Below are 20,632 nucleotides of genomic sequence, written 5' to 3'. Positions count from 1 at the left end.
GTTACGGGAGGTACAAAATGAAAAAAGAGAACTTAATGAAATATGTAGGCAGCCTGCAGCAGGTAGCTTATGTACGACCTATGACTTATACAGAAGGCAGAAGCCACGGGCTTTCTGCTTATGAGATCAAAAATGGGTGTATGGAACTGCAGGTAATGGCTGATAAGGCTCTTGATGTGAATCAGTTAAGCTATAAAGGAATCAATATTAATTTCCTTTCCAAGCCGGGACTTCAGGGCAGAAATGCATATGATACAAACGGGGATGAGGCAATACGCTCCATTATGGGAGGACTATTTTTTACTTCAGGTATTGAGAGCATTTGTGCGCCATGTACTATCAATCATGTAGATTACCCTATGCATGGTCGTATGCGTACAACACCGGCTGAGCATCTTGGGGCAGATGCCTACTGGGAAGATGACGAGTATAAGCTGTGTGTAAAAGGTGAAATGCGAGAAGCAGCCCTTTTCGGAGAAAACATGGTTCTGCGCAGGAGTATTTCCACCATTTATGGGAGTAAAACCTTTACTGTTACAGATGAATTTGAAAATGAAGGCTACAGAGAGGAGCCGTTAATGCTTCTTTATCATATTAATATGGGATATCCGTTCCTGGATGAAAACACTAGGCTTTATATCCCCACCGGTAAAGTGACTGCCCGTGACAAAGACGGGGAAGGACACGAAGCTGATTATGATAAAATGGATCCTCCAAAGGACAATGAACCGGAGTATGTATTTATCCATGATATGCAATCAGATATAGAAGGCAATACCCAGGTTTTGGTGGTGAATGAGCCTCTTGGCATTGGCCTTCGTCTTTCTTACAATATGAAATATCTGCCATATTTTATGGAATGGAAATCTACTGCATCCGGAGATTATGTGATCGGCTTGGAGCCTGCTAATTCCAGTGTATACGGAAGGCCTTATCATGAGGAAAGAGGTACGGTTCATAAACTGGCACCTTTTGCAAAAGAAAAGAATGTACTGAATTTTACGCTCCTCGACGGTGAGGAAGAGATCCGGGAAGCAATCCGGGAGTTTCAGAAAATACAGCAGAAATAGAATAAAAAATAAAGGAGAGATATAATTATGAAACGGTCTGAAATTAACGCAACAATCAAAAAAATGGAAGCTTTGTTAGATGAGTGCAGATTTAAACTGCCGCCTTATCTTTCTTTTACACCGGAAGAATGGGCTGATAAAAATCACGAATATGATGAAATCCGAGAGTGTGAGCTTGGATGGGATGTAACAGATTACGGTGAAGGAAAATTTGATACACTGGGTCTGGCTCTGATTACGATTCGTAACGGAAATATTCATAATCCAAAATATCCGAAGACATATGCAGAGAAGATTATGATGTGTGACAGCGGACAGGTTTCGCCGATGCATTATCATGAAAATAAAAGAGAAGATATTATCAACCGTGGCGGAAACGATGTGGTCTTTACCTTCTACAATGCAGACCAGTCAAAGGTACATCGTACAGAGGACGGAAGAAATATCTATGAAAAGGATCTGGTGAATGATGTTCTTATTTACAGAGATGGTCGTCAGTATAAAGTTAAAGCCGGAGAACCGGTAAGAATCCATAATGGAGAATCTATTACACTGGTACCGTTCCAGTATCATGAATTTATTATTCCTGAGGGTGGTCCGGCTCTGATCGGCGAAGTATCGATGGTTAATGATGATCATACAGATAATTTCTTTTATGAGCCACTGGGAAGATTCCCAACCATTGAGGAGGATGAGCCTGCATACAGACTGCTGTGTACAGAATATCCTGCTGCAAAAGACTGAATAATCTATATATGATGATACCAGTGTCAAAAGGTCAAAAAGCCGTTCATGCTTGCACGATAAGGCGTTTGAACTTGGGACACGCCAAATATGAGAAAGTAGCGATTTACGCAGTAAATCAGCGGATTTCTCATATTTGGAGGATTGCGGGAGCAGCGTAGCCGTGGAGCAATCCGGGGTATCAAATGAGTGGCAAAAACCCTTTTGACACTCATATCATATGATAATAAATTGATAAGGCGTCTGCCCTGGGAGAAAACCTGGCAGACGCCTTATTTGGTAGATATTAAAAATCAGATGTTACGTTCTTTTGGGATATGCAGATCGTATACGTAAATTAGCAGATACCCTGAGCCTTCATAGCATCTACAACTTTTTCAAATCCAGCGATATTAGCACCAGCAACATAGTTGTCTTTCATGCCATAACGCTTAGCTGCGTCATCAGCTTTGTGGAAGATGTCTACCATGATGCCGTGAAGCTTTTCATCAACTTCTGCTGCTGTCCAGGAAAGTCTCATGGAGTTCTGGCTCATCTCAAGAGCAGAAGTAGCAACACCACCAGCGTTTGCTGCTTTACCAGGCATGAACAGAACACCGTTCTCCTGGAGATAGGTAGTAGCATCAAGTGTAGTAGGCATGTTAGCACCCTCAACTACATATTTGCAGCCGTTTGCAACAAGAGTCTTGGCACCATCAAGTGCAAGTTCGTTCTGAGTAGCACATGGAAGATATACATCGCATTTGATGTTCCAGATTCCAGTGCCTTCTGTATAGGTAGCGCTCTCAACGCGGTCAGCGTACTCTTTGATACGTCCACGTTTTACTTCTTTGATATCTTTTACGATGTCAAGCTTGATTCCTTCCGGATCATAGATGTAACCGTTGGAGTCGCACATAGCAAGAACCTTGCCGCCAAGCTGGGACACCCGAAAGGGTGTCTCAGACTGTAGACAAAGCCCTGCTTTTGCAGGATTTTGCTATTGTTGGAACCGCTTTTCTGATATAATAAATATCAGAAGGGCGGTGTTTTTTTATGATGACCAAAAACGCAGATAAAAAAAGAGAACAAATGATGATGTTTTCCATGAATGACATGGTACCTCAAAACCATATGCTGCGATTAATTGATAGGGCAATCGATTGGAATTTTATTTATGATCTGGTTGAAGAAAAATACTGTCCGGATAACGGTCGTCCCAGTATGGATCCCGTCATGCTGATAAAGATACCATTCATTCAGTATTTCTATGGGATAAAAAGCATGCGTCAAACCATGAAAGAGATCGAGATAAACGTTGCATACCGCTGGTTTCTCGGACTAGACATGTTAGATCCAGTACCTCATTTCTCTACATTTGGAAAGAATTATACCCGCCGTTTCAAAGATACAGACCTTTTTGAGCAGATCTTTTCAAAGATTCTGGAAGATTGTATGAAATATAAGCTTGTAAATACAGAACAGATCTTCGTGGATGCAACACATGTAAAAGCCTGTGCAAACAGTAAAAAAATGCGTAAGCGGGTTGCACACGAACAGGCTCTCTGGTATGAAGAGGAATTAAATAAAGAGATTGAAAAAGACCGCCTGGCACATGGAAAAAAGCCATTAAAGAAAAAAGATGATAACCAGCCACCTGCATCCGGTGGAACCGGAAATGATAAGGATTCTATATCTGAAGAACTTCCTGAAGATGTGAAAACACAAAAATGCAGCATCAGCGATCCGGAAAGTGGATGGTTTCGAAAGGGTGAACATAAACACGTTTTTGCATATGCAGTAGAAACTGCCTGTGATAAACATGGCTGGATCCTTGGATATACAGTACATCCTGGTAATGAGCATGACAGTCGTACTTTTAAAGCATTATACGATAAGATATCTAAACGGAATCCGCAGATGGTAGTTGCAGATGCAGGATATAAAACTCCGGCAATCGCCCATCGGCTGTTGGAAGATGGAAGTCAACCACTTTTTCCGTATACCCGTCCCAAGACCAAAGAAGGCTTTTTCGGAAAACACGAATTCGCATATGATGAATACTATGATTGTTATATATGTCCGGGAGCACATATATTGACATACAGTACAACAAACAGAAGTGGATATAAAGAGTATAAAAGCTGCGGTGAACATTGTACTGAATGCCAATGTCTTTCAAAATGCACAGAAAGTAAGGATCATGTAAAACTGATCACACGTCATGTATGGGAAGAATGTATGGAAGTGGTAGAAGACATTCGGCACACGATCGGAAACAGACAGATCTACCAGTTAAGAAAAGAAACCATAGAGCGGATCTTCGGTACAGCGAAAGAACAGCATGGATTTCGATATACACAGTATGTAGGAAAAGCACGGATGGAAATGAAAGCCGGGCTTACCTTTGCATGCATGAATTTGAAAAAACTGGCAAAGATCCTTGAAAAACGAGGTTGGAACACAGCCAGATTTTTGTTGATTTTGAAGAAAATAAAAAGAAAAGAAGTTTTAAAAGAAAAATGGTGCTGGGCATAATCCCCAACACCAAGTTTGTCTACAGTCTGAGCCAGGAATTAAGTTTCCTGGCTTTTTTAAATTATGACGCATTATTTTCATTGGAGCAGAGCGTTCCATAGAAACTGAGCAGATACAGACCCGAAAGTCCGACCAGCGCGTAGATGATTCTGGAAATCCAGCTCATACTGCCAAAGATGAGAGCTACCAGATTAAAGTTGAAGAACCCGATCAGTCCCCAGTTGACAGCGCCGATTATTGTAAGAGTCAGACAGAAACAATTTAAAAATTTATTTTCCATAAGTCACCATCCTTTCGTAACTATAGTGTTTCTTTTTATCGTGGAAATTATACGAAAAAGCCTGTATAAAATGTGGTAAAAGATGGAATTTTAGCAGCAAAAAACAGGGGGACTGTCTGAAACTGCAAAGAGAGACATAAAAATACGCGAAAGCCTTAAACGGAACTTTCGCGTATAAAAGATTTCATTGTGCTTCCCATATGGTGATGTGCTGGTTGCTTCTTTTACTGGAGATTTAATGTCTGTGCTGCTGTAATTCCAGTATCCAGACCAAATGCGTCTGAAGCATGCAAGGTAACCGGGCTCATATCATTAAGGGAAAAAGCCTGACATACATTTACCGTTTCTCCAGGCTGGATTTCTTTCATAAATGCATCAACAGCCTCATCACTGTTTGCCGGAATAGCTGCTTCAAGAGCCGCATCATTCTGATAAGCGGTAAGATTTACATCTACCATAGCACTGGAAGAACTTTCTCCGTTATTTGTGTAGTCGTAGTAGACGAGAAGACAGGGCTCACCGCCAAAGTCTGTGGAAACTACATTTCTGGTATAGTGGATAGAGAAACGCTGGTTGGAAAGATCAATGGTTCCAGCGGATGTGGCCGGCGTCTGGTCTGCAGAATCAGCTGGACCATCGGTTCCCTCCGCTATGGAATCGGAAGCCGCCAGTGTCTGGCTGATCTCATCTTCTACACTTTTGAAATTAGCGGACATGATCTTTACCGTTTCCTCATCAAGAGCCGTAACCTTCCATTGGCCGTTTACTTTGATCATAGGATAAACAATGTCTGTTTCACTGAATTTGTCTTCCAGGCTGGAGGCTTTTTCTATTAAAATAGCAGCAAGCTTGTCCTGGGTTTCCTGTTCTGTAAGACTTTCTCCGGAAAAGGCGCTGGAAACGATCTGACGAAGGAATTCGGTTACAGTTTCACGGTAGATGTCAGATCCGTCTACATAGCGGATCCGCGCAGTGACTTCTGCAGTGCCGTCTTGAAAACTGAAACGTGTCTTTGTGATCTTCCAGGTCATTTTGGCGTTGATGGATTTGAAGAAGCTTTCGTAGGTGGCGTTTCGCACATCTGCATTGTCAAGAGCGGAAAGATCGGCGCTCTGGAGCATACTTTCCATTGTGTCGAAATCAAGGCTCTGGATGCCGGTAAGATATTTATCCAATTCTTTGGCTGGCTGGCTGCGTTCGTAGAAATAGTAGCCAATGGCTGCGCCGGCGACAAGGATAAGAATAAGCAGAAGCAGAATGCGTCCGGCCTTTCCTTTTCTTTTTTTCTTCGGAACAGGGTGTTCATCTGGCATATTTAGTTGTTTTTCTTCCATGTTTCCTCCTTGTTAAGTTTAGAGCCTGTTTGAAAAATCATTCCCACAATCTGCACGTCCCACTTTGCGGTATATTTCGCCCGAATTCGGCCTGCGTAGCCCATTAAGGCGCCCTCATCCAGACAAAATTTCCCACAAATTGTGACGCACATCTTGCAGAAAGCCTTTTTCAAACATGCTCTGGTGATGTCTATGATATTATAATTTCATAAATTGACCGTCTGTAAAAATTTCACATATAAATCTGTGTGACATCTTTTTTATTATAGTATACTCTTGGGAGAGTGTCAAAGTATTTACAGAGTGTTACTGCTCACTCCGTTCACAGTAACGCGCTTCGCAATGCACAGAAAAACGAACCTTCTTGTGACAAGCACAAGAAGTAGCGTTTGCTGCGCAAACTTAATTCTCGGGTTTTCTGTGAACTTTGTTCACAAAAAACACCTCGCGGAACGTTACTAGTCAGGTCGCGAACAGTAACCAGTAACTTTACGGATACCGGGTATTTATGTTAAGATAATAAAAAAAGAAGAAAGGCGGAAAAACTATGGGTGCAAAGTATGAAGCTTATATAGAATCAGAGGCGGATGGACTTGATATTTCCGTTCTGGCAGTGGTTCCGGATGAGACACCGTACAGAGGAATCCTGCAGCTTGTTCATGGGATGAGCGAATACAAGGAGCGCTATCTTCCCTTTATGGAATACATGGCTAAAAAAGGCTATGTATGCGTGATCCACGATCACCGTGGCCATGGGAAAAGTGTGCGGGCGCTGGATGACCTGGGATATATGTATGGCGGCGGCGCGGATGCGATCCTCAAGGATATTGAGGTGGTGAACCGGGAAATGCACCAGCAGCTTCCGGATCTGCCATTGATCTTATTCGGGCATAGTATGGGTTCGCTGGCCGTGCGCGCTTTTGCAAGAGATCATGATGACTGCATGGACATGCTGATCGTTTGTGGTTCTCCAAGCAAGAATGGGGCAAGATCTCTTGGAGAAGCAATTGCCCATATGGAAAGTGCTGTGTTTGGACCAGCCCACAAGAGTAAAGTTATCGAAACCCTTTCCTTTGCCGGAAATGTGATGCGCTTCCGCAAGGACAAAAACTGTACTTCCTGGATCTGTGCCAATAAGGCAGCAGCTCAGGAATACTCCGATTCTGAACTTTGTGGCTTTACGTTTACAGATGATGGCTATCTGGCACTTTTTGAGCTGATGAAGCGTGCTTACGACGTAAAGCACTGGCACTGCACCAGACCGAAAATGCCCGTGCTTTTTGTCAGTGGTTCTGATGATCCCTGTATGATCAACGTGCGTCATTTTGCAAAAGCAGTGCAGGATATGCGGCGCGCCGGTTATGTAGATGTGAAAGGCAAGCTGTATCCGGGAATGCGCCACGAAATTCTGAACGAGACAGACCGGAAGCGGGTTTATCATGACATTGCCTTCTATATAAAGAAAAAGGGTTTTTGAGAAAACACGTCCATTATGCATAATATGCTCTATTTTGCACATACTCACAGAAATACAGTGTGAAATGGAGAACTATATGAGAAAAAAAGGCTGGATTCTGCTGCTGGTTCTTCTGGGTGTGGCTTTTCTTATGAGCTGCGGCAAAGATATGGAGCCGGATGAAGCAAAAGGGGAACTGGTAAGAATTGAGAGAGAAGGATGCCAAGCTGGTATCCTTCTTTTTTGAACTAAAAAATAGATTAGTTTTATATAGATTGCAGAAATGATTTTTGAAACAGGCTCCCAAGTCTTTTTTAAACATGCTGTAGTGTTATGACAAACAATCTGCGCTTGTGAAACAAACAAATGTCTTTGTATAAAATACACAAAAAATATACCATAATAGCACTGAAAAATAGTACAAGCTTAAAAAATTGCACCGTCACCGTTCTAAAGTTTAAAATGTTACTTGAATAAAGCGAATTGAAATGCTATAATTTTTTTCATATATTATAAAAATGAACTCTGGTCAGAAATCAGTCTGATATGGGTGTGGCGTTTTTGACGGCATCGCTCATAAAGGAAACCGAAATAAATGTTTTCGACCGGAAAAAATAAGGAGGAAAAATGGGAAAGTATTTTGCAAAAAGACTTGGAATGGCGATTCTGACTATCTTTCTGGTAGCCTGTCTTACCTTCCTGCTGATGAATGCTGTACCTGGAAGCCCATGGCTCAGTGAAAAAACACCTTCTGAGACCACACTGGCTGCGCTGAATGCCAAATATGGACTGGATAAGCCGGTCTATGTACAGTTGTTTATGTATCTGAAAAATATTCTTCACGGTGACTTCGGTGTATCACTTAAGATGCAGAAGAACCGTGCAGTTCTTGACATTATCGTGGATATGTTCCCGGTATCTGCCAAGGTAGGTGCACTTGCACTTGCATGGGCGATTCTGGTGGGTGTACCTCTTGGCTGTCTTGCCGCATTTAAGAGAGGCAAGCTGACAGACAGCATTCTTCGTGTGATCTGTACACTTGGAATCTCCATGCCAAGCTTCGTTGTGGCATCTGTTCTTCTGGTAACCCTGACCGGAAACAATGCACTGAATCTGTTTCCGTCTATTTTTGATCCGTCGCAGGGATGGCGCGCCTATGTACTGCCATGCTTTGCCCTGGGCTTTTACCCAATGTGCTATACAGCACGTCAGACACGTTCTGCCATGCTGGATTCCTTAAGCCAGGAGTACATTAAGACAGCCCGCGCCAAAGGTCTGAAGAACAAAAAGATTATTTTCAAGCATGCTCTTAGAAATGCACTGATTCCGGTTATTACATACTTAGGACCGCAGGTGGCCTTTACTCTTTGTGGTGGTTTTGTTGTAGAGAGTGTATTCTCAATTCCAGGACTTGGACGTTACTTCGTACAGTCCATCCAGAACCGTGATTATCCGGTTATTATGGGAACTACCATTTTCCTGGCAGCATTTATTATTCTGATGAACCTGGTTGTAGACCTCCTTTATAAGGTTGCTGACCCGAGAATCAGCCTTGCGAAAGGAGGAGAATGATCGTGGCAGAAGATAAGAAGATTAAGAAATGTCCGGTGAGTCTTCAGCCGGATATTGAGAACCTCCTTCAGGATTTAAGTCCGGATGATTTTGCATCTGCGTCCAGACAGGAGAAGGATGATTTCATTCAGGACCGCCAGAGTGTTTCCTACTGGAAAGATGCCTGGAGAAGATTAAAGAAAAATGTGGTGGCTATGGTTGCACTTGGTGTGATCGTATTCCTGTTTTTATTTGCCTTTGTGGGCCCGCTTCTGATCCCATATGGTTATGACGAGTTTAACAAAGGTGCTGAGAACCTTTATCCCTATCACTACACACTGGAGGACACCCAGCGTGTGAACGACGAGATCGCTTCCAGAACCCAGTCCGATGTAGTGGATGTAGATGAAATGATCGCCCAGGCGAAAGCAGAAGCTGAGAAAAAGGGCGAGAAATTTACAAAGAAAGATGAAGCAGTTATCCGTGCAAAAGCAAAAGTCGCTGCAAAACCTTCAGAAGACTCTTCTGAGGAGCAGAGTGTAGATGAGGATTCCGTCCGCAAGGAGCTTGGAATCAAGAAACATATTTTCGGTTATTCCCAGGCAGAGCTTGAGCGCAAGGCAAATGGGGAAAAAGTATTCCCACATGTATTTGGTACTGACATGTATGGCCGTGATATTCTGGTCCGTGTTATGTATGGTGCCCGTGTTTCCATGTCTGTCGGCGTATTCGCAGCTATCCTGGTACTGGTGATCGGCGCCCTTTATGGTGCTATTTCCGGCTACTGCGGCGGCAAGGTGGACGCAGTGATGCAGCGTATTGTTGAACTTATTTATGCAGTTCCGGAGATGCTGGTTGTCCTTTTGATCGCAACTGCACTGAAACCAATCCTTACTGACTATGTGAATTCATCAGGAACCAGTCCTATGAAATCCTTTGTCAATGTACTTGGACCGAACCTGATCTCCATGTTTATTGCATTTGGTCTGTTATACTGGGTTACCATGAGTCGTATTATCCGTGGCCAGGTACTTCAGCTGAAACAGCAGGAATATGTAACCGCAGCAAGAGCACTTGGTGCATCTGGCGGCAGAATCATCCGCCGTCATCTGCTTCCAAACTGTATCGGACAGATCGTTGTTACTACCTGCCTGCAGATACCGTCTGCAATTTTCCTGGAATCCTTCTTATCCTACCTTGGAGTTGGTGTTTCTGCACCTCTTCCAAGCCTTGGATCCATGGCAACAGACGCACTTAGCGGTATGTACACTTATACTTACAGACTGATCGTACCTTCCGTGATCCTGAGCATTATGATCCTTGCATTCAACCTGTTTGGCGATGGACTTCGCGATGCTCTTGATCCGAAGCTGAAGAAATAAGAGAGGAGGAGAACAATGTCTGAACAGAAAAATAAATTGCTGGAAGTAAAAGACCTGAAAGTCTCCTTCTTTACCCCGGCCGGCGAGGTAAAAGCCGTTGGCGGTATCTCCTATGACCTTGATTATGGCGAAGTTATGGGAGTTGTTGGAGAATCTGGTTCTGGAAAGAGCCAGGAGGCATATTCTATTATGGGGCTTCTTCAGTCCCCAGGTAAAGTTATCGGAGGCTCCATTACCTTCGAGGGAAAAGATGTCCTTTCTTTTTCCAAGGAAGAGATGACTGCGTTCCGCGGAAACAAAGTAGCTATGATTTTCCAGAATCCCATGACCTGTCTGAATCCGGTTTACACCATCGGAAATCAGCTTGTGGAAGCTCTTCGTGCCCATGATAAGAAAATCAGCAAAGAAGAAGCTCAGAAACGTGCCATGGAAATGATGGAACTGGTTGGAATCAATAATGTGGAGAAGCGTATGAAGCAGTATCCACACGAGTTTTCCGGCGGTATGCGACAGCGTGTCATGATCGCTATGGGACTGATCTGCCATCCGCAGCTTCTGATCGCAGATGAGCCGACCACAGCCCTTGATGTTACCATTCAGGCACAGATCCTTGACTTGATGAAGGATCTTCAGAAAAAGACCGGAATGGGAATCATTTTCATCACACACAACCTTGGTGTTGTGGCAGATATCTGTGACAAGGTATCCGTTATGTATGCAGGTAAAATTGTGGAGCAGGGACCTGTAGATGACATTTTCTACGAGCCTGCACATCCATATACAAAGGGTCTTCTTCGTTCCATGCCCCGTGTTGATGCCGAGAGCTATGAAAGACTGATCCCAATCGAGGGAACCCCGGTTGATATGCTGAATCCGCCGGAAGGATGTCCGTTTGCTCCACGTTGTGAGCATTGCATGAAGATCTGTCTGAAGAAAATGCCTCCTTACGTGGAAGTGGGCGAGAAACATCGTTCCGCCTGCTGGCTTCGGGTTCAGGAGCTTATGAACAAGGAGGAGAAATAAATGGCAGAAGAAAAGAAGCTTCTTGAAATTGAGAATTTACGAAAATATTTTCCGGTAAATGGCATAAAAGGTCCGGGGGTACAGGCTGTACAGGATGTTTCCCTTTATATCAAAAAAGGTGAAACACTCGGTCTTGTAGGAGAGTCCGGATGTGGAAAGACCACACTGGGAAGAACGATTCTTCGCCTTTATGAGCCAACCGGAGGAAAGATTATTTATGATGGCGAAACCATTTACGACAATCCTCTGGATAAAGACGGCAAACCTCTTGGAAAAGCCAAAGCTGCTAAAATGCTTCCCTACAGAAGAAAAATGCAGATCATTTTCCAGGATCCGTCCGCTTCCCTGGATCCTCGAATGACAGTTGGTGAGATCATTGGAGAGGCCATTGATATCCACAAGCTTGCAGCGAGTAAGAAAGACCGCGCTGACATGATCAAAGAGCTGCTGGCGCAGGTTGGATTAAATACAGAGCATGCAAACCGTTATCCACATGAGTTTTCCGGCGGTCAGCAGCAGCGTGTTGGTATTGCCCGCGCCCTTGCAGTAAAACCGGAGTTCATCGTCTGTGACGAGCCGATTTCCGCATTGGATGTTTCTATCCAGTCACAGGTGGTAAACATGCTGGAGGACATGCAGGAGCAGATGGGTCTGACTTATCTGTTCATTGCCCATGATCTTTCCGTTGTCCGTCATATTTCCAACAGAATCGGTGTTATGTATCTTGGCTCTCTTGTTGAGTTGGGCGAGAGCTATGAGCTGAACAGACATCCGATCCATCCATATACACAGACCCTGCTTTCCGCAGTTCCGGTTCCGGATCCAAAGCTGAGCCGGACAAGAAAGCGTATTATTCTGGAAGGAGACGTGCCAAGTCCTATGAATCCGCCAAGCGGATGCCGTTTCCACACCAGATGTCCATATGCCACTGAAAAGTGCAGCCAGGTAACTCCTGTGTTCAGAGAGCATGAGCCGGGCCACTGGGCAGCCTGCCATTTGCTGGACAAATAAAGGAAGTTTAGGTATTTCGTTCTTCTTCACGGAAGAGCTGATGAATACAAGCGTCGATTCTCATCTCTCATGCGGCGCAAAAAAGCATAAAGGAGGAAATGTAATGAGAAGAAAATTTATGTCTATGGCACTGACTGCAGCTATGGTATTAAGCATGGCAGCAACTCCTGTATTCGCCGAGGATACAGCATCTGACGAAGGATTCAACCTGAACCTTTGTATCGCATCTGAACCACAGACAATTGACCCTGCACTGAACTCTGCAGTTGATGGAGCTATCATGTGCAACCATATGTTCGAAGGTCTGGCTAAATGGGTAAATGATGGTGAAGGAAATGCTGTCACAGCTCCTGGACAGGCTGAGTCCTGGGAAAAGGCCGAGAACGAAGATGGTACAGTTACTTACACTGTTAAACTTCGTGACGGAATCAAATGGTCTGATGGACAGGCTGTAACAGCTGGTGACTTCGTTTATGCATGGCAGCGTCTAGCAAATCCTGAGACAGCAGCAGATTACTGCTACATGATCGACATGGTAAAAGGATATGACGCAGTTGCTGACGGAAGTGCGGATCCAAGCACTCTTGGAATTACAGCAGTTGATGATCAGACTCTTCAGATCGATCTTACCTATGACTGCCCGTATTTCGAAGAAATCATGGCATTCCCGGCAACCTTCCCGGTTCGTCAGGATATGGTAGAGAGCAGTGACAACTGGACATTTGATCCAAGCACATACATTGGCAATGGACCATACAAAATGACAGAGTGGTCTCACAATGCTTACATCTCCATGGAGAAAAACGAGAACTACTATGACTATGAGAATCTTGGACCGGATACTATCAAGTTTACACTTCTTGATGACAACAACGCAATGCTCAAAGGTTACAACAACGGAGAGCTTGATTTCATCGAGAACCTTCCTGTAGACGAGATCCCGACCTACCTTGCTTCTGGCGAGCTTGAGATCGGTGACTATCTTGGAACTTACTATGTATGCTTCAACACAGAGGACGAAGTTTTCTCTGACCCTAACATCCGTAAAGCGTTCTCACTTGTAATCGACCGTAACTACATCGTAGAGAACGTTTCCCAGGCTGGTGAGGTTCCGGCTGACGGATATGTACCGAACGGTGTAAATGATGCAGCTGGTGCTGGTAGTGATGACTTCCGTACAGTAGGCGGTTCTTACTACAGCATTTCCGATGAGGATTATGAGGCTAACTGCGAAGAGGCCCGTCAGCTTCTTGCAGACGCTGGTTATCCGAACGGCGAAGGCTTCCCGACTGTAGAGTATCTGTACAACACAGCTGATAACCACAAGAAGATCGGTGAGGCTCTTCAGAACATGTGGCAGACAGAGCTTGGTGTAACTGTTAACTTGAATAACCAGGATTGGAACGTATTCCTTCAGAACAGAAAAGATGGTAACTTCCAGATCGCCCGTAACGGCTGGATCGCAGACTACAACGATCCTTGCTCATTCCTGGATATGTGGTACACAGACGGCGGTAACAACGACGCTCAGTACTCTAACCCAGACTATGATGCAGCTATCGATGCAGCAAAAGCTACTTCTGATCCGGAAGAGCGTATGAAAGCATTCCACGAAGCTGAGGATATCCTCATTGGACAGGACAGCGTACTTGCTCCAATCTACTTCTATACACAGCCATATATGCTCAATCCAGACATTGACGGCATGTACTACACACCACTTGGATACTTCTTCTTCGGTTATACAAGTAAGAAATAATCAAGTCAAAAGAATATAAGTCTTTTGCTATTACTTAAATGTGATGCAGAAGAAAATGACAGGCATTCGGAATTTTTCCGGGTGCCTGTTTTTTTGAGCAGCAACGAAAGCAGGATAAAATTTGCGAAGCTATTTTATCCTGTTGACCGATTATGCATGATAGCGGTATAATAAGCAGATAATGGTTATTGAACCAGACAGGAGGAACATATGATGAGAGCCAGCGGTATTTTATTGCCTATATCCAGTATCCCTTCCAACTATGGAATCGGATGTTTTTCTAAAGAAGCTTACGCTTTTGTAGATCAGCTTGCAGAAGCGGGTCAGAAATACTGGCAGATCCTGCCACTTGGACCTACCGGATACGGGGATTCCCCTTACCAGTCTTTTTCCACATTTGCAGGAAATCCTTATTTCATTGATTTGGAGGAATTGATCCAGAGAGACCTTCTCACAGCAGCAGAATGTGCAGAATGTGACTGGGGCGGCAGCAAAAGCTATGTGGACTATGAGAAGGTTTATCTTTCCAGATTTTCCCTTCTTCGGAAGGCTTACAGACGTTTTTACCAGATGGATGGGAAAGAAAAGGAGCTTCAGCTGATCCGTGAGGAGATGGAAGCCTTTGAGAAAGAGCAGGGCTTCTGGCTTGCAGATTATTGTCTTTATATGGCAATAAAGGACAGCCTGGAGGGAATTTCCTGGAATCAGTGGCCGGAGGACTTAAAGACACGTAAGCCGGAGGCGCTTGCTAAGGCAAGAGAGGAGCTGAAGGAGGATATCAGCTTCTATGCCTTTCAGCAGTTCTGGTTCTACCGCCAGTGGAGCCGGCTGAAGAAATATGCAAATGACAGAGGTATTAAGATCATCGGTGATCTTCCTATCTATGTGGCTTTTGACGGCGCAGATGCATGGGCGAACCCGGATCTGTTCCAGTTTGATGAGGAGGCTACACCGGCAGCAGTGGCAGGATGTCCTCCAGACGCTTTTTCCGCAACTGGTCAGCTATGGGGAAATCCACTTTATAATTGGGAATATCATAAGAAAACAGGTTATAACTGGTGGATCCTTCGTATGACTCACTGTATGAAGCTGTACGACAAGGTCCGGATCGATCATTTCCGCGGTTTTGACGAGTACTGGTCAGTTCCCTATGGAGATGAGACCGCTGAGAATGGAAAGTGGGAAAAAGGTCCTGGAATAGAACTGTTCAAGGTCCTGGAGGAGAAAATTAAGGATCTGGATGTGATCGCAGAGGATCTGGGATTCCTTACAGACAGTGTCAGGGAGCTTCTGGTAGAATCCGGATATCCGGGTATGAAGGTGCTTCAGTTTGCCTTTGATGAAAGCGGCGAGAGCGTATATCTTCCTTTCCGATATGACAAAAACTGCATTGTATACACTGGAACCCACGACAATGAGACTACGAAGGGCTGGCTTGGGAACCTTACCCAGTCAAACAGAGCCTACGTGAACCAGTACACAGCCTGTGAGGAGAAAGACACAGATGAATGTGTATGGGGGCTTATCCGGGCGGCACAGTCCTCAGTAGCAGAAGTGTGCGTAGTACCTTTGCAGGATTATCTCTGTCTTGGAAATGAAGCGAGAATGAATACGCCTTCTACTTTGGGAGACAACTGGAAATGGCGTCTTACAAGAGGTCAGCTTACGGATGAGATCATTCACAGAATTAACGCCATGACCAGATTATATGGACGAATCCAGGAGAATAAGAAGTAAGATGAAGAGATTGCTTATATTTTTGAAGGGCTATGAGAAAGAAAGTTTTCTGGCTCCTTTGTTCAAAATGCTGGAGGCCACCTTTGAGCTGATCGTGCCTCTGGTTGTTGCCAGAATCATGGATATCGGCATTAAGAATCAGGACAATGTCTATATCTGGCACCAGTGTGTGATCATGGTACTGCTTGGAGTGATCGGTCTTGCATGTTCCCTGACAGCACAGTATTTCTCTGCAAAGGCAGCCATGGGATTCAGCACTGCCCTTCGCAAGGAGCTTTTTTCCCATATCAGCAGGCTTTCTTACAGAGAACTGGATATGCTTGGAACTCCTACCCTTGTGACAAGGATCACCAATGACGTGAATCAGGCACAGACTGGTGTGAACATGGTGCTGCGTCTGTTCCTTCGTTCTCCTTTTATTGTTGTGGGTGCAGTGATCATGTCCTTTACCATTGATGTGAAGATTGGCCTGATCTTCCTGATTGCGGTTCCGGTGATCTCCATTGTAATTTACGGAATTATGCGCACAACAGTGCCAATTTACAAAAAGGCTCAGTCATTCCTGGACAGGATTTCCCTGATCACCAGAGAGAATCATGTGGGTGCCAGAGTAGTAAGGGCTTTTGGAAGACAGCAGGAAGAATATAAAGAATTCTCAGAAGTAAACGACGATTACACCAAGGTGCAGGTAAGAGCGGGAAAAATTTCCGCACTTCTGAATCCTGCCACTACGGTTATCATGAACTTTGCCATTATCGGAATCCTCTGGTATGGAAGCAAGGAAGTGTCTGTGGGTATTCTTACACAGGGGGAAGTGGTTGCCCTTGTAAACTATATGAACCAGATCCTGATCGCACTGATCGCTCTTGCAAACCTGATCGTGGCAGTGACAAAGGCTATGGCTTCCGGTGTGCGTCTGAATGAGGTGCTGGATACACAGCCGTCTCTCACGGATCAGGGCAATAGTGTTCAGAAAGAAAATGCAGGCGCTGCAAGAGTTGTCTTTGAAGATGTGAGCTTTACCTATGCAGGCAGCAAGGAGCCGGCGCTTTCCCATATTTCCTTTACGGCAAAACCAGGTGAGACCATCGGTATCATTGGTGGTACCGGATGTGGTAAATCCACTCTGGTCAATCTGATCCCACGCTTCTATGACGTAACTTCCGGTAATGTGGTAATTGATGGAAATAATGTAAAAGAATATCCATTTTCACAGCTTCGTAAAAAGGTGGGGATGGTACCACAACAGGCAGTTCTGTTTAAGGGAACCATCCGTGACAATATGAAATGGGGCAAAGAGGACGCTTCCGAAGAAGAAATCCAACGGGCTCTTTCCATTGCGCAGGCAAGTGGTTTTGTAAAAAGTAAGCCGGAGGGCTTAAATACCATGGTAAGTCAGGGTGGCGCCAATCTTTCCGGCGGACAGCGCCAGCGTCTTACCATAGCAAGAGCACTGGTGGGAGATCCGGAGATCCTGATCATGGATGACAGTGCTTCTGCCCTTGACTTTGCCACAGATGCGGCTCTTCGTCATGCCATTCATGAGCAGACAAAGGGAATGACTGTGTTTATCGTTTCCCAGAGAGCAACCTCCATCAAGCAGGCAGATAAGATCCTGGTTCTGGATGATGGTGAGCTGGCTGGTGTGGGAACACACAAAGAGCTTATGGAATCCTGTGAGGTCTACAGAGAAATCTGCCTGTCGCAGCTTTCCGAACAGGAGGTGAACCGCTGATGGGAAGGAATAAAGAGACTATGAAGAGGGTACTGAAATTTATCAGCCCTTACAAAGCAAAAATTATCATTATGCTTCTGACAGCGCTTGTCACCGTTGGATTTACCCTGTATACACCCATTCTGATTGGTAATGGTGTAGATAATATCGTAGGTCCGGGAAATGTAAATACAGCCGGACTTTTGAAGGTGCTTGGAGCTCTGGCTGTGATCGTTGTGGGAAATGCAGTTTCCCAGTGGGTGATGAACCTTCTTACCAATCAGGTTACCTACAGCGTGGTGCAGGATGTGCGAAGCCAGGCGTTTGCCCATCTTCAGGAGGTGCCGGTATCTTATATAGATGCCAATCAGCCAGGAGATATTTTAAGCCGTATTGTTTCTGATGTCAGTCAGTTTTCAGATGGTCTCCTTATGGGCTTTACCCAGCTGTTTACCGGTGTGCTGACCATCTTTGGAACCATTGGATTTATGCTTTCCATCAGTGTGAAGATCACAGTGATCGTTATTTTGCTCACTCCGATTTCCCTGTTCGTGGCAAGCTTTATCGCAGGCAGAACCTTCCGCATGTTTCAGGAGCAGTCCGAGAAGAGAGCGGAGATGACTTCTATTGTGGAAGAGCTTGTTGGAAATCAGAAGATCGTGCAGGCTTTTTCCTATGAGGAGAGAGCTAATGAAAGGTTTGGAAAAGTAAATGAAGAGCTTCGCGTCTGCGGAATCAAAGCGATTTTCTTTTCCTCTATTACAAACCCGTCCACACGCTTTGTAAATGGTCTTGTTTACACAGCAGTTGGAATTTTTGGTGCATTTACAGTAATTAAGGGCGGTATGACTGTGGGACAGCTGACCAGCTTCCTGAACTATGCAAATCAGTATACCAAGCCGTTTAATGAGATTTCCGGCGTTATCACAGAGCTGGAGAATGCGCTGGCATGTGCAAAACGTCTCTTTGACTTTATTGATACACCGGCACAGGAGCCAGATGCGCCAGATGCTTGGGAGCTGGAGAAAGCAGACGGACGTGTAAGCGTGGAGAGTGTTTCCTTTTCTTACAGAAAAGAAGTTCCGCTTCTTACTGATATTTCCATTGACGTAAAACCTGGACAGAGGATCGCCATCGTCGGACCTACCGGATGCGGTAAGACCACTATGATCAACCTTCTTATGAGATTCTATGATGTAGATAAGGGACAGATTAAGGTAAGCGGTTATCCGGTAAGAGAGCTGACAAGAGACAGCCTGAGACGAAACTTTGGTATGGTGCTTCAGGAGACCTGGCTGAAGGCAGGAACCATCCGCGAGAACATTGCCTATGGAAAGCCGGATGCGACTTTGGAAGAGGTTATGGAGGCGGCTGAGCACGCACATGCCCATAGTTTTATCAAGCGTATGCCAAACGGCTATGACACTGTGATTTCAGAAGGAGGCGGAAATATTTCCCAGGGACAGAAGCAGCTTCTCTGCATTGCAAGGGTTATGCTGATGCACCCGGCTATGCTGATTCTGGATGAGGCCACTTCTTCCATTGATACCCGTACTGAGGTGAAGGTGCAGAAGGCTTTTGCAGAGTTGATGGAAGGAAGAACCAGCTTTATTGTAGCACATCGTCTTTCCACTATTCAGGAGGCAGATCTGATCCTGGTCATGAAGGACGGAAATATTATCGAGCAGGGCAGACATGAGGAATTGCTGGCGAAGAAGGGCTTCTATGCGAATCTGTATGAGAGTCAGTTTGCTATTTCATAAGGGGGATGAATATGGAAAATAAGAATCTGGAAGAGACTGATGTAAATGAGAAGCAGAAAGCCAGAAATGGGAAGTCTGCTATGCCTATGAGAACCTGCCTGGTTATGATTCTGGCAGGGGTTTATGTGGCTTATCTGGGTGTTTCACTTTGCCAGAATGTAATAAATGGTGCTGAGGGCAGCAGTCCTGGCTTTATGGTTGCGGGAGTGATTTTTATTGTGCTTGGCGTGGCTTTCGTGATCAATGGAATCCGCGGCAGCATAAAGGCTGGCAAGATTCAGAAGGAGTCGAATGCAGAAAGTGAAGCACAGGCTTCTGAGACAGAAACTTCAAGGACAGTTGAATCTAAAATGGAAAGTACTTCATCCTTGAATAAGAAAATGTCTATTGCTGACCGCGCTAATCTGGTTAGCCAGTTAGGGGATGCGACAGAGGATGAAGAATAGAGAGTATTGTTTTTTGAAAAGAAATTGATATATTAGATAGTGCTAATATATGTATGAAAAATGAGTGGTGTAGTTATTTCGAGAACGATGTACTAGTTTGCAGACCGGGCTGTTACTTTTGCGTTTTATGATTATAACAGCACGAAATTACGAATACAATACTAAATATAAAAAAAATAAACAGACTTCCGAATGAGTGATAATCAATCAGAAGTCTGTTTTTTGTTGAAATACACGCTCTAGCGCCGTTTCCTACGCCTGCGTTTCCCGCTTGGGTTATGTAGAGTGGACCAGCAGAATGCCTGCACCAACAGGATTCCCGCTGTGACTCCGATGCTGTCGATTCCCACATCACGTACAGAAGGTCCGCGGTCTGCCACAAAGGACTGGTGGTATTCATCAAAGCCTGCGAAGCCTACGCATATGGCGCCTGCCAGCAGGATCAGCCAGATACCTCTTACTCCGTAAACATAAAGTGGGAAAGAAATGGCAATGGCAAGCAGACAGTACTCTGTCATGTGAGCGGCTTTTCGCACATAAAATTCGATGGAGCTGGCAGAATAGGCGAGCTCGTCATAAGTTTTGTTTTCGTTGAGAACTTCATTCTTGGTTTCCACAATCTGGTAGCTGACTTCATAGCTTAGGGCTCCGGACACCTCCCCTGTCTGGGCTGAAAATGAATAAATCAGATACATCATCAGAATTGCAGGAAGAAAAGAAAGAGGTTTCAGTAAATGGATTAAAATTTTCTTCATGGGGTTTACTATAACACGGGAAAATAAGATTGTAAAGAAAAAGGTGATTTGACAAGGTTTTGAAAAAACAATAAAACCAGAGCAAGCAGG

The 20,632-nt window shown here is 44.6% G+C and carries 18 protein-coding genes and 1 pseudogene; 14 read left to right on the top strand and 5 right to left on the bottom strand.

Annotation, left to right across the window (positions count from 1 at the left end; genetic code table 11):
* The first annotated feature begins 17 nt into the window (after positions 1-17).
* Together ACESTK_RS12540 and ACESTK_RS12535 are read left to right on the top strand one after the other, a co-directional pair.
* On the top strand, positions 18-1,070 hold the full coding sequence (locus tag ACESTK_RS12540; protein ID WP_187566531.1) for an aldose 1-epimerase family protein: 1,053 nt from the start codon (positions 18-20) through the stop codon (positions 1,068-1,070).
* A 27-nt stretch (positions 1,071-1,097) separates the two neighbouring features.
* The gene (locus ACESTK_RS12535; RefSeq protein ID WP_187566528.1) at positions 1,098-1,814 is read left to right on the top strand and encodes a D-lyxose/D-mannose family sugar isomerase; all 717 of its coding nucleotides are present in this window, start codon (positions 1,098-1,100) and stop codon (positions 1,812-1,814) included.
* A gap of 337 nt (positions 1,815-2,151) precedes the next feature.
* Here ACESTK_RS12535 and ACESTK_RS12530 read toward each other — a convergent pair.
* Positions 2,152-2,745: pseudogene (locus tag ACESTK_RS12530) on the bottom strand (NADP-specific glutamate dehydrogenase); the annotation flags it as partial.
* A gap of 104 nt (positions 2,746-2,849) precedes the next feature.
* Between ACESTK_RS12530 and ACESTK_RS12525 the strand changes: the two are divergent.
* Entirely contained in the window at positions 2,850-4,331 is a 1,482-nt protein-coding gene (locus tag ACESTK_RS12525; protein ID WP_373119889.1) for an IS1182 family transposase, read from the top strand.
* A 61-nt stretch (positions 4,332-4,392) separates the two neighbouring features.
* On the opposite strand, the gene ACESTK_RS12520 is transcribed toward ACESTK_RS12525, so the two are convergent.
* From ACESTK_RS12520 to ACESTK_RS12510, 3 genes are all read right to left on the bottom strand, one after another.
* The gene (locus ACESTK_RS12520) at positions 4,393-4,611 is read right to left on the bottom strand and encodes a DUF378 domain-containing protein (RefSeq protein ID WP_148462795.1); all 219 of its coding nucleotides are present in this window, start codon (positions 4,609-4,611) and stop codon (positions 4,393-4,395) included.
* A 224-nt stretch (positions 4,612-4,835) separates the two neighbouring features.
* Complete coding sequence (locus tag ACESTK_RS12515; RefSeq protein WP_226840997.1) at positions 4,836-5,945, bottom strand: DUF5067 domain-containing protein; 1,110 nt, start codon at positions 5,943-5,945, stop codon at positions 4,836-4,838.
* On the bottom strand, positions 5,927-6,118 hold the full coding sequence (locus ACESTK_RS12510; RefSeq protein WP_373119887.1) for a DUF6783 domain-containing protein: 192 nt from the start codon (positions 6,116-6,118) through the stop codon (positions 5,927-5,929). The genes ACESTK_RS12515 and ACESTK_RS12510 overlap by 19 nt, the downstream gene beginning before the upstream one ends.
* Positions 6,119-6,492: 374 nt before the next feature.
* Between ACESTK_RS12510 and ACESTK_RS12505 the strand changes: the two genes are divergently transcribed.
* The 11 genes from ACESTK_RS12505 to ACESTK_RS12455 all read left to right on the top strand — a co-directional run bounded on the left by ACESTK_RS12505 (position 6,493) and on the right by ACESTK_RS12455 (position 19,787).
* The gene (locus tag ACESTK_RS12505) at positions 6,493-7,422 is read left to right on the top strand and encodes an alpha/beta fold hydrolase (RefSeq protein ID WP_148462793.1); all 930 of its coding nucleotides are present in this window, start codon (positions 6,493-6,495) and stop codon (positions 7,420-7,422) included.
* Positions 7,423-7,498: 76 nt separating this feature from the next.
* Complete coding sequence (locus tag ACESTK_RS12500; protein ID WP_173773360.1) at positions 7,499-7,648, top strand: hypothetical protein; 150 nt, start codon at positions 7,499-7,501, stop codon at positions 7,646-7,648.
* A gap of 380 nt (positions 7,649-8,028) precedes the next feature.
* Complete coding sequence (locus ACESTK_RS12495) at positions 8,029-8,973, top strand: ABC transporter permease (RefSeq protein ID WP_118579219.1); 945 nt, start codon at positions 8,029-8,031, stop codon at positions 8,971-8,973.
* 2 nt (positions 8,974-8,975) lie between these two features.
* Positions 8,976-10,334, top strand: a complete 1,359-nt coding sequence (locus tag ACESTK_RS12490) for an ABC transporter permease (RefSeq protein ID WP_148462792.1) — start codon at positions 8,976-8,978, stop codon at positions 10,332-10,334.
* Positions 10,335-10,349: 15 nt separating this feature from the next.
* A complete protein-coding gene (locus ACESTK_RS12485) occupies positions 10,350-11,357 on the top strand; it encodes an ABC transporter ATP-binding protein (protein ID WP_118579216.1) in 1,008 nt (335 codons plus the stop codon).
* A complete protein-coding gene (locus ACESTK_RS12480; RefSeq protein ID WP_118579213.1) occupies positions 11,358-12,368 on the top strand; it encodes an ABC transporter ATP-binding protein in 1,011 nt (336 codons plus the stop codon).
* Positions 12,369-12,471: 103 nt separating this feature from the next.
* Entirely contained in the window at positions 12,472-14,127 is a 1,656-nt protein-coding gene (locus tag ACESTK_RS12475) for a peptide ABC transporter substrate-binding protein (protein ID WP_118579210.1), read from the top strand.
* Positions 14,128-14,337: 210 nt separating this feature from the next.
* Positions 14,338-15,864, top strand: coding sequence for a 4-alpha-glucanotransferase (gene malQ / locus ACESTK_RS12470; RefSeq protein WP_373119883.1), 1,527 nt, complete (start codon positions 14,338-14,340; stop codon positions 15,862-15,864).
* Position 15,865: 1 nt separating this feature from the next.
* Positions 15,866-17,599, top strand: a complete 1,734-nt coding sequence (locus ACESTK_RS12465; protein ID WP_148462791.1) for an ABC transporter ATP-binding protein — start codon at positions 15,866-15,868, stop codon at positions 17,597-17,599.
* Positions 17,599-19,341 (top strand): ABC transporter ATP-binding protein, encoded by a 1,743-nt coding sequence (locus ACESTK_RS12460; RefSeq protein ID WP_373119882.1) that lies wholly within the window; start codon positions 17,599-17,601, stop codon positions 19,339-19,341. Before ACESTK_RS12465 ends, ACESTK_RS12460 begins: the two co-directional genes overlap by 1 nt.
* An 11-nt stretch (positions 19,342-19,352) precedes the next feature.
* On the top strand, positions 19,353-19,787 hold the full coding sequence (locus tag ACESTK_RS12455; RefSeq protein ID WP_173718255.1) for a hypothetical protein: 435 nt from the start codon (positions 19,353-19,355) through the stop codon (positions 19,785-19,787).
* A gap of 239 nt (positions 19,788-20,026) precedes the next feature.
* Here ACESTK_RS12455 and ACESTK_RS12450 read toward each other — a convergent pair whose 3' ends face one another.
* Entirely contained in the window at positions 20,027-20,542 is a 516-nt protein-coding gene (locus ACESTK_RS12450; protein WP_118579198.1) for a VanZ family protein, read from the bottom strand.
* Positions 20,543-20,632 lie beyond the last annotated feature (90 nt).

This window comes from Ruminococcus sp. Marseille-P328 (genome assembly GCF_964249465.1).
GTDB lineage: Bacteria > Bacillota > Clostridia > Lachnospirales > Lachnospiraceae > Blautia_A > Blautia_A faecis.
The sequence above is the reverse complement of the archived record's forward strand: the minus strand, read 5'-3'. Positions and strand labels throughout refer to the sequence as shown.

What these genes read in the sequence shown, in the direction of transcription:
- ACESTK_RS12540 (WP_187566531.1), top strand. Translation starts at nt 18, where the DNA reads ATGAAAAAAGAGAACTTAATGAAATATGTAGGCAGCCTGCAGCAGGTA.
- ACESTK_RS12535 (WP_187566528.1), top strand. Translation starts at nt 1,098, where the DNA reads ATGAAACGGTCTGAAATTAACGCAACAATCAAAAAAATGGAAGCTTTG.
- ACESTK_RS12525 (WP_373119889.1), top strand. Translation starts at nt 2,850, where the DNA reads ATGATGACCAAAAACGCAGATAAAAAAAGAGAACAAATGATGATGTTT.
- ACESTK_RS12520 (WP_148462795.1), bottom strand. Translation starts at nt 4,611, where the DNA reads ATGGAAAATAAATTTTTAAATTGTTTCTGTCTGACTCTTACAATAATC.
- ACESTK_RS12515 (WP_226840997.1), bottom strand. Translation starts at nt 5,945, where the DNA reads ATGGAAGAAAAACAACTAAATATGCCAGATGAACACCCTGTTCCGAAG.
- ACESTK_RS12505 (WP_148462793.1), top strand. Translation starts at nt 6,493, where the DNA reads ATGGGTGCAAAGTATGAAGCTTATATAGAATCAGAGGCGGATGGACTT.
- ACESTK_RS12500 (WP_173773360.1), top strand. Translation starts at nt 7,499, where the DNA reads ATGAGAAAAAAAGGCTGGATTCTGCTGCTGGTTCTTCTGGGTGTGGCT.
- ACESTK_RS12495 (WP_118579219.1), top strand. Translation starts at nt 8,029, where the DNA reads ATGGGAAAGTATTTTGCAAAAAGACTTGGAATGGCGATTCTGACTATC.
- ACESTK_RS12485 (WP_118579216.1), top strand. Translation starts at nt 10,350, where the DNA reads ATGTCTGAACAGAAAAATAAATTGCTGGAAGTAAAAGACCTGAAAGTC.
- ACESTK_RS12480 (WP_118579213.1), top strand. Translation starts at nt 11,358, where the DNA reads ATGGCAGAAGAAAAGAAGCTTCTTGAAATTGAGAATTTACGAAAATAT.
- ACESTK_RS12475 (WP_118579210.1), top strand. Translation starts at nt 12,472, where the DNA reads ATGAGAAGAAAATTTATGTCTATGGCACTGACTGCAGCTATGGTATTA.
- malQ (WP_373119883.1), top strand. Translation starts at nt 14,338, where the DNA reads ATGATGAGAGCCAGCGGTATTTTATTGCCTATATCCAGTATCCCTTCC.
- ACESTK_RS12465 (WP_148462791.1), top strand. Translation starts at nt 15,866, where the DNA reads ATGAAGAGATTGCTTATATTTTTGAAGGGCTATGAGAAAGAAAGTTTT.
- ACESTK_RS12460 (WP_373119882.1), top strand. Translation starts at nt 17,599, where the DNA reads ATGGGAAGGAATAAAGAGACTATGAAGAGGGTACTGAAATTTATCAGC.
- ACESTK_RS12455 (WP_173718255.1), top strand. Translation starts at nt 19,353, where the DNA reads ATGGAAAATAAGAATCTGGAAGAGACTGATGTAAATGAGAAGCAGAAA.
- ACESTK_RS12450 (WP_118579198.1), bottom strand. Translation starts at nt 20,542, where the DNA reads ATGAAGAAAATTTTAATCCATTTACTGAAACCTCTTTCTTTTCTTCCT.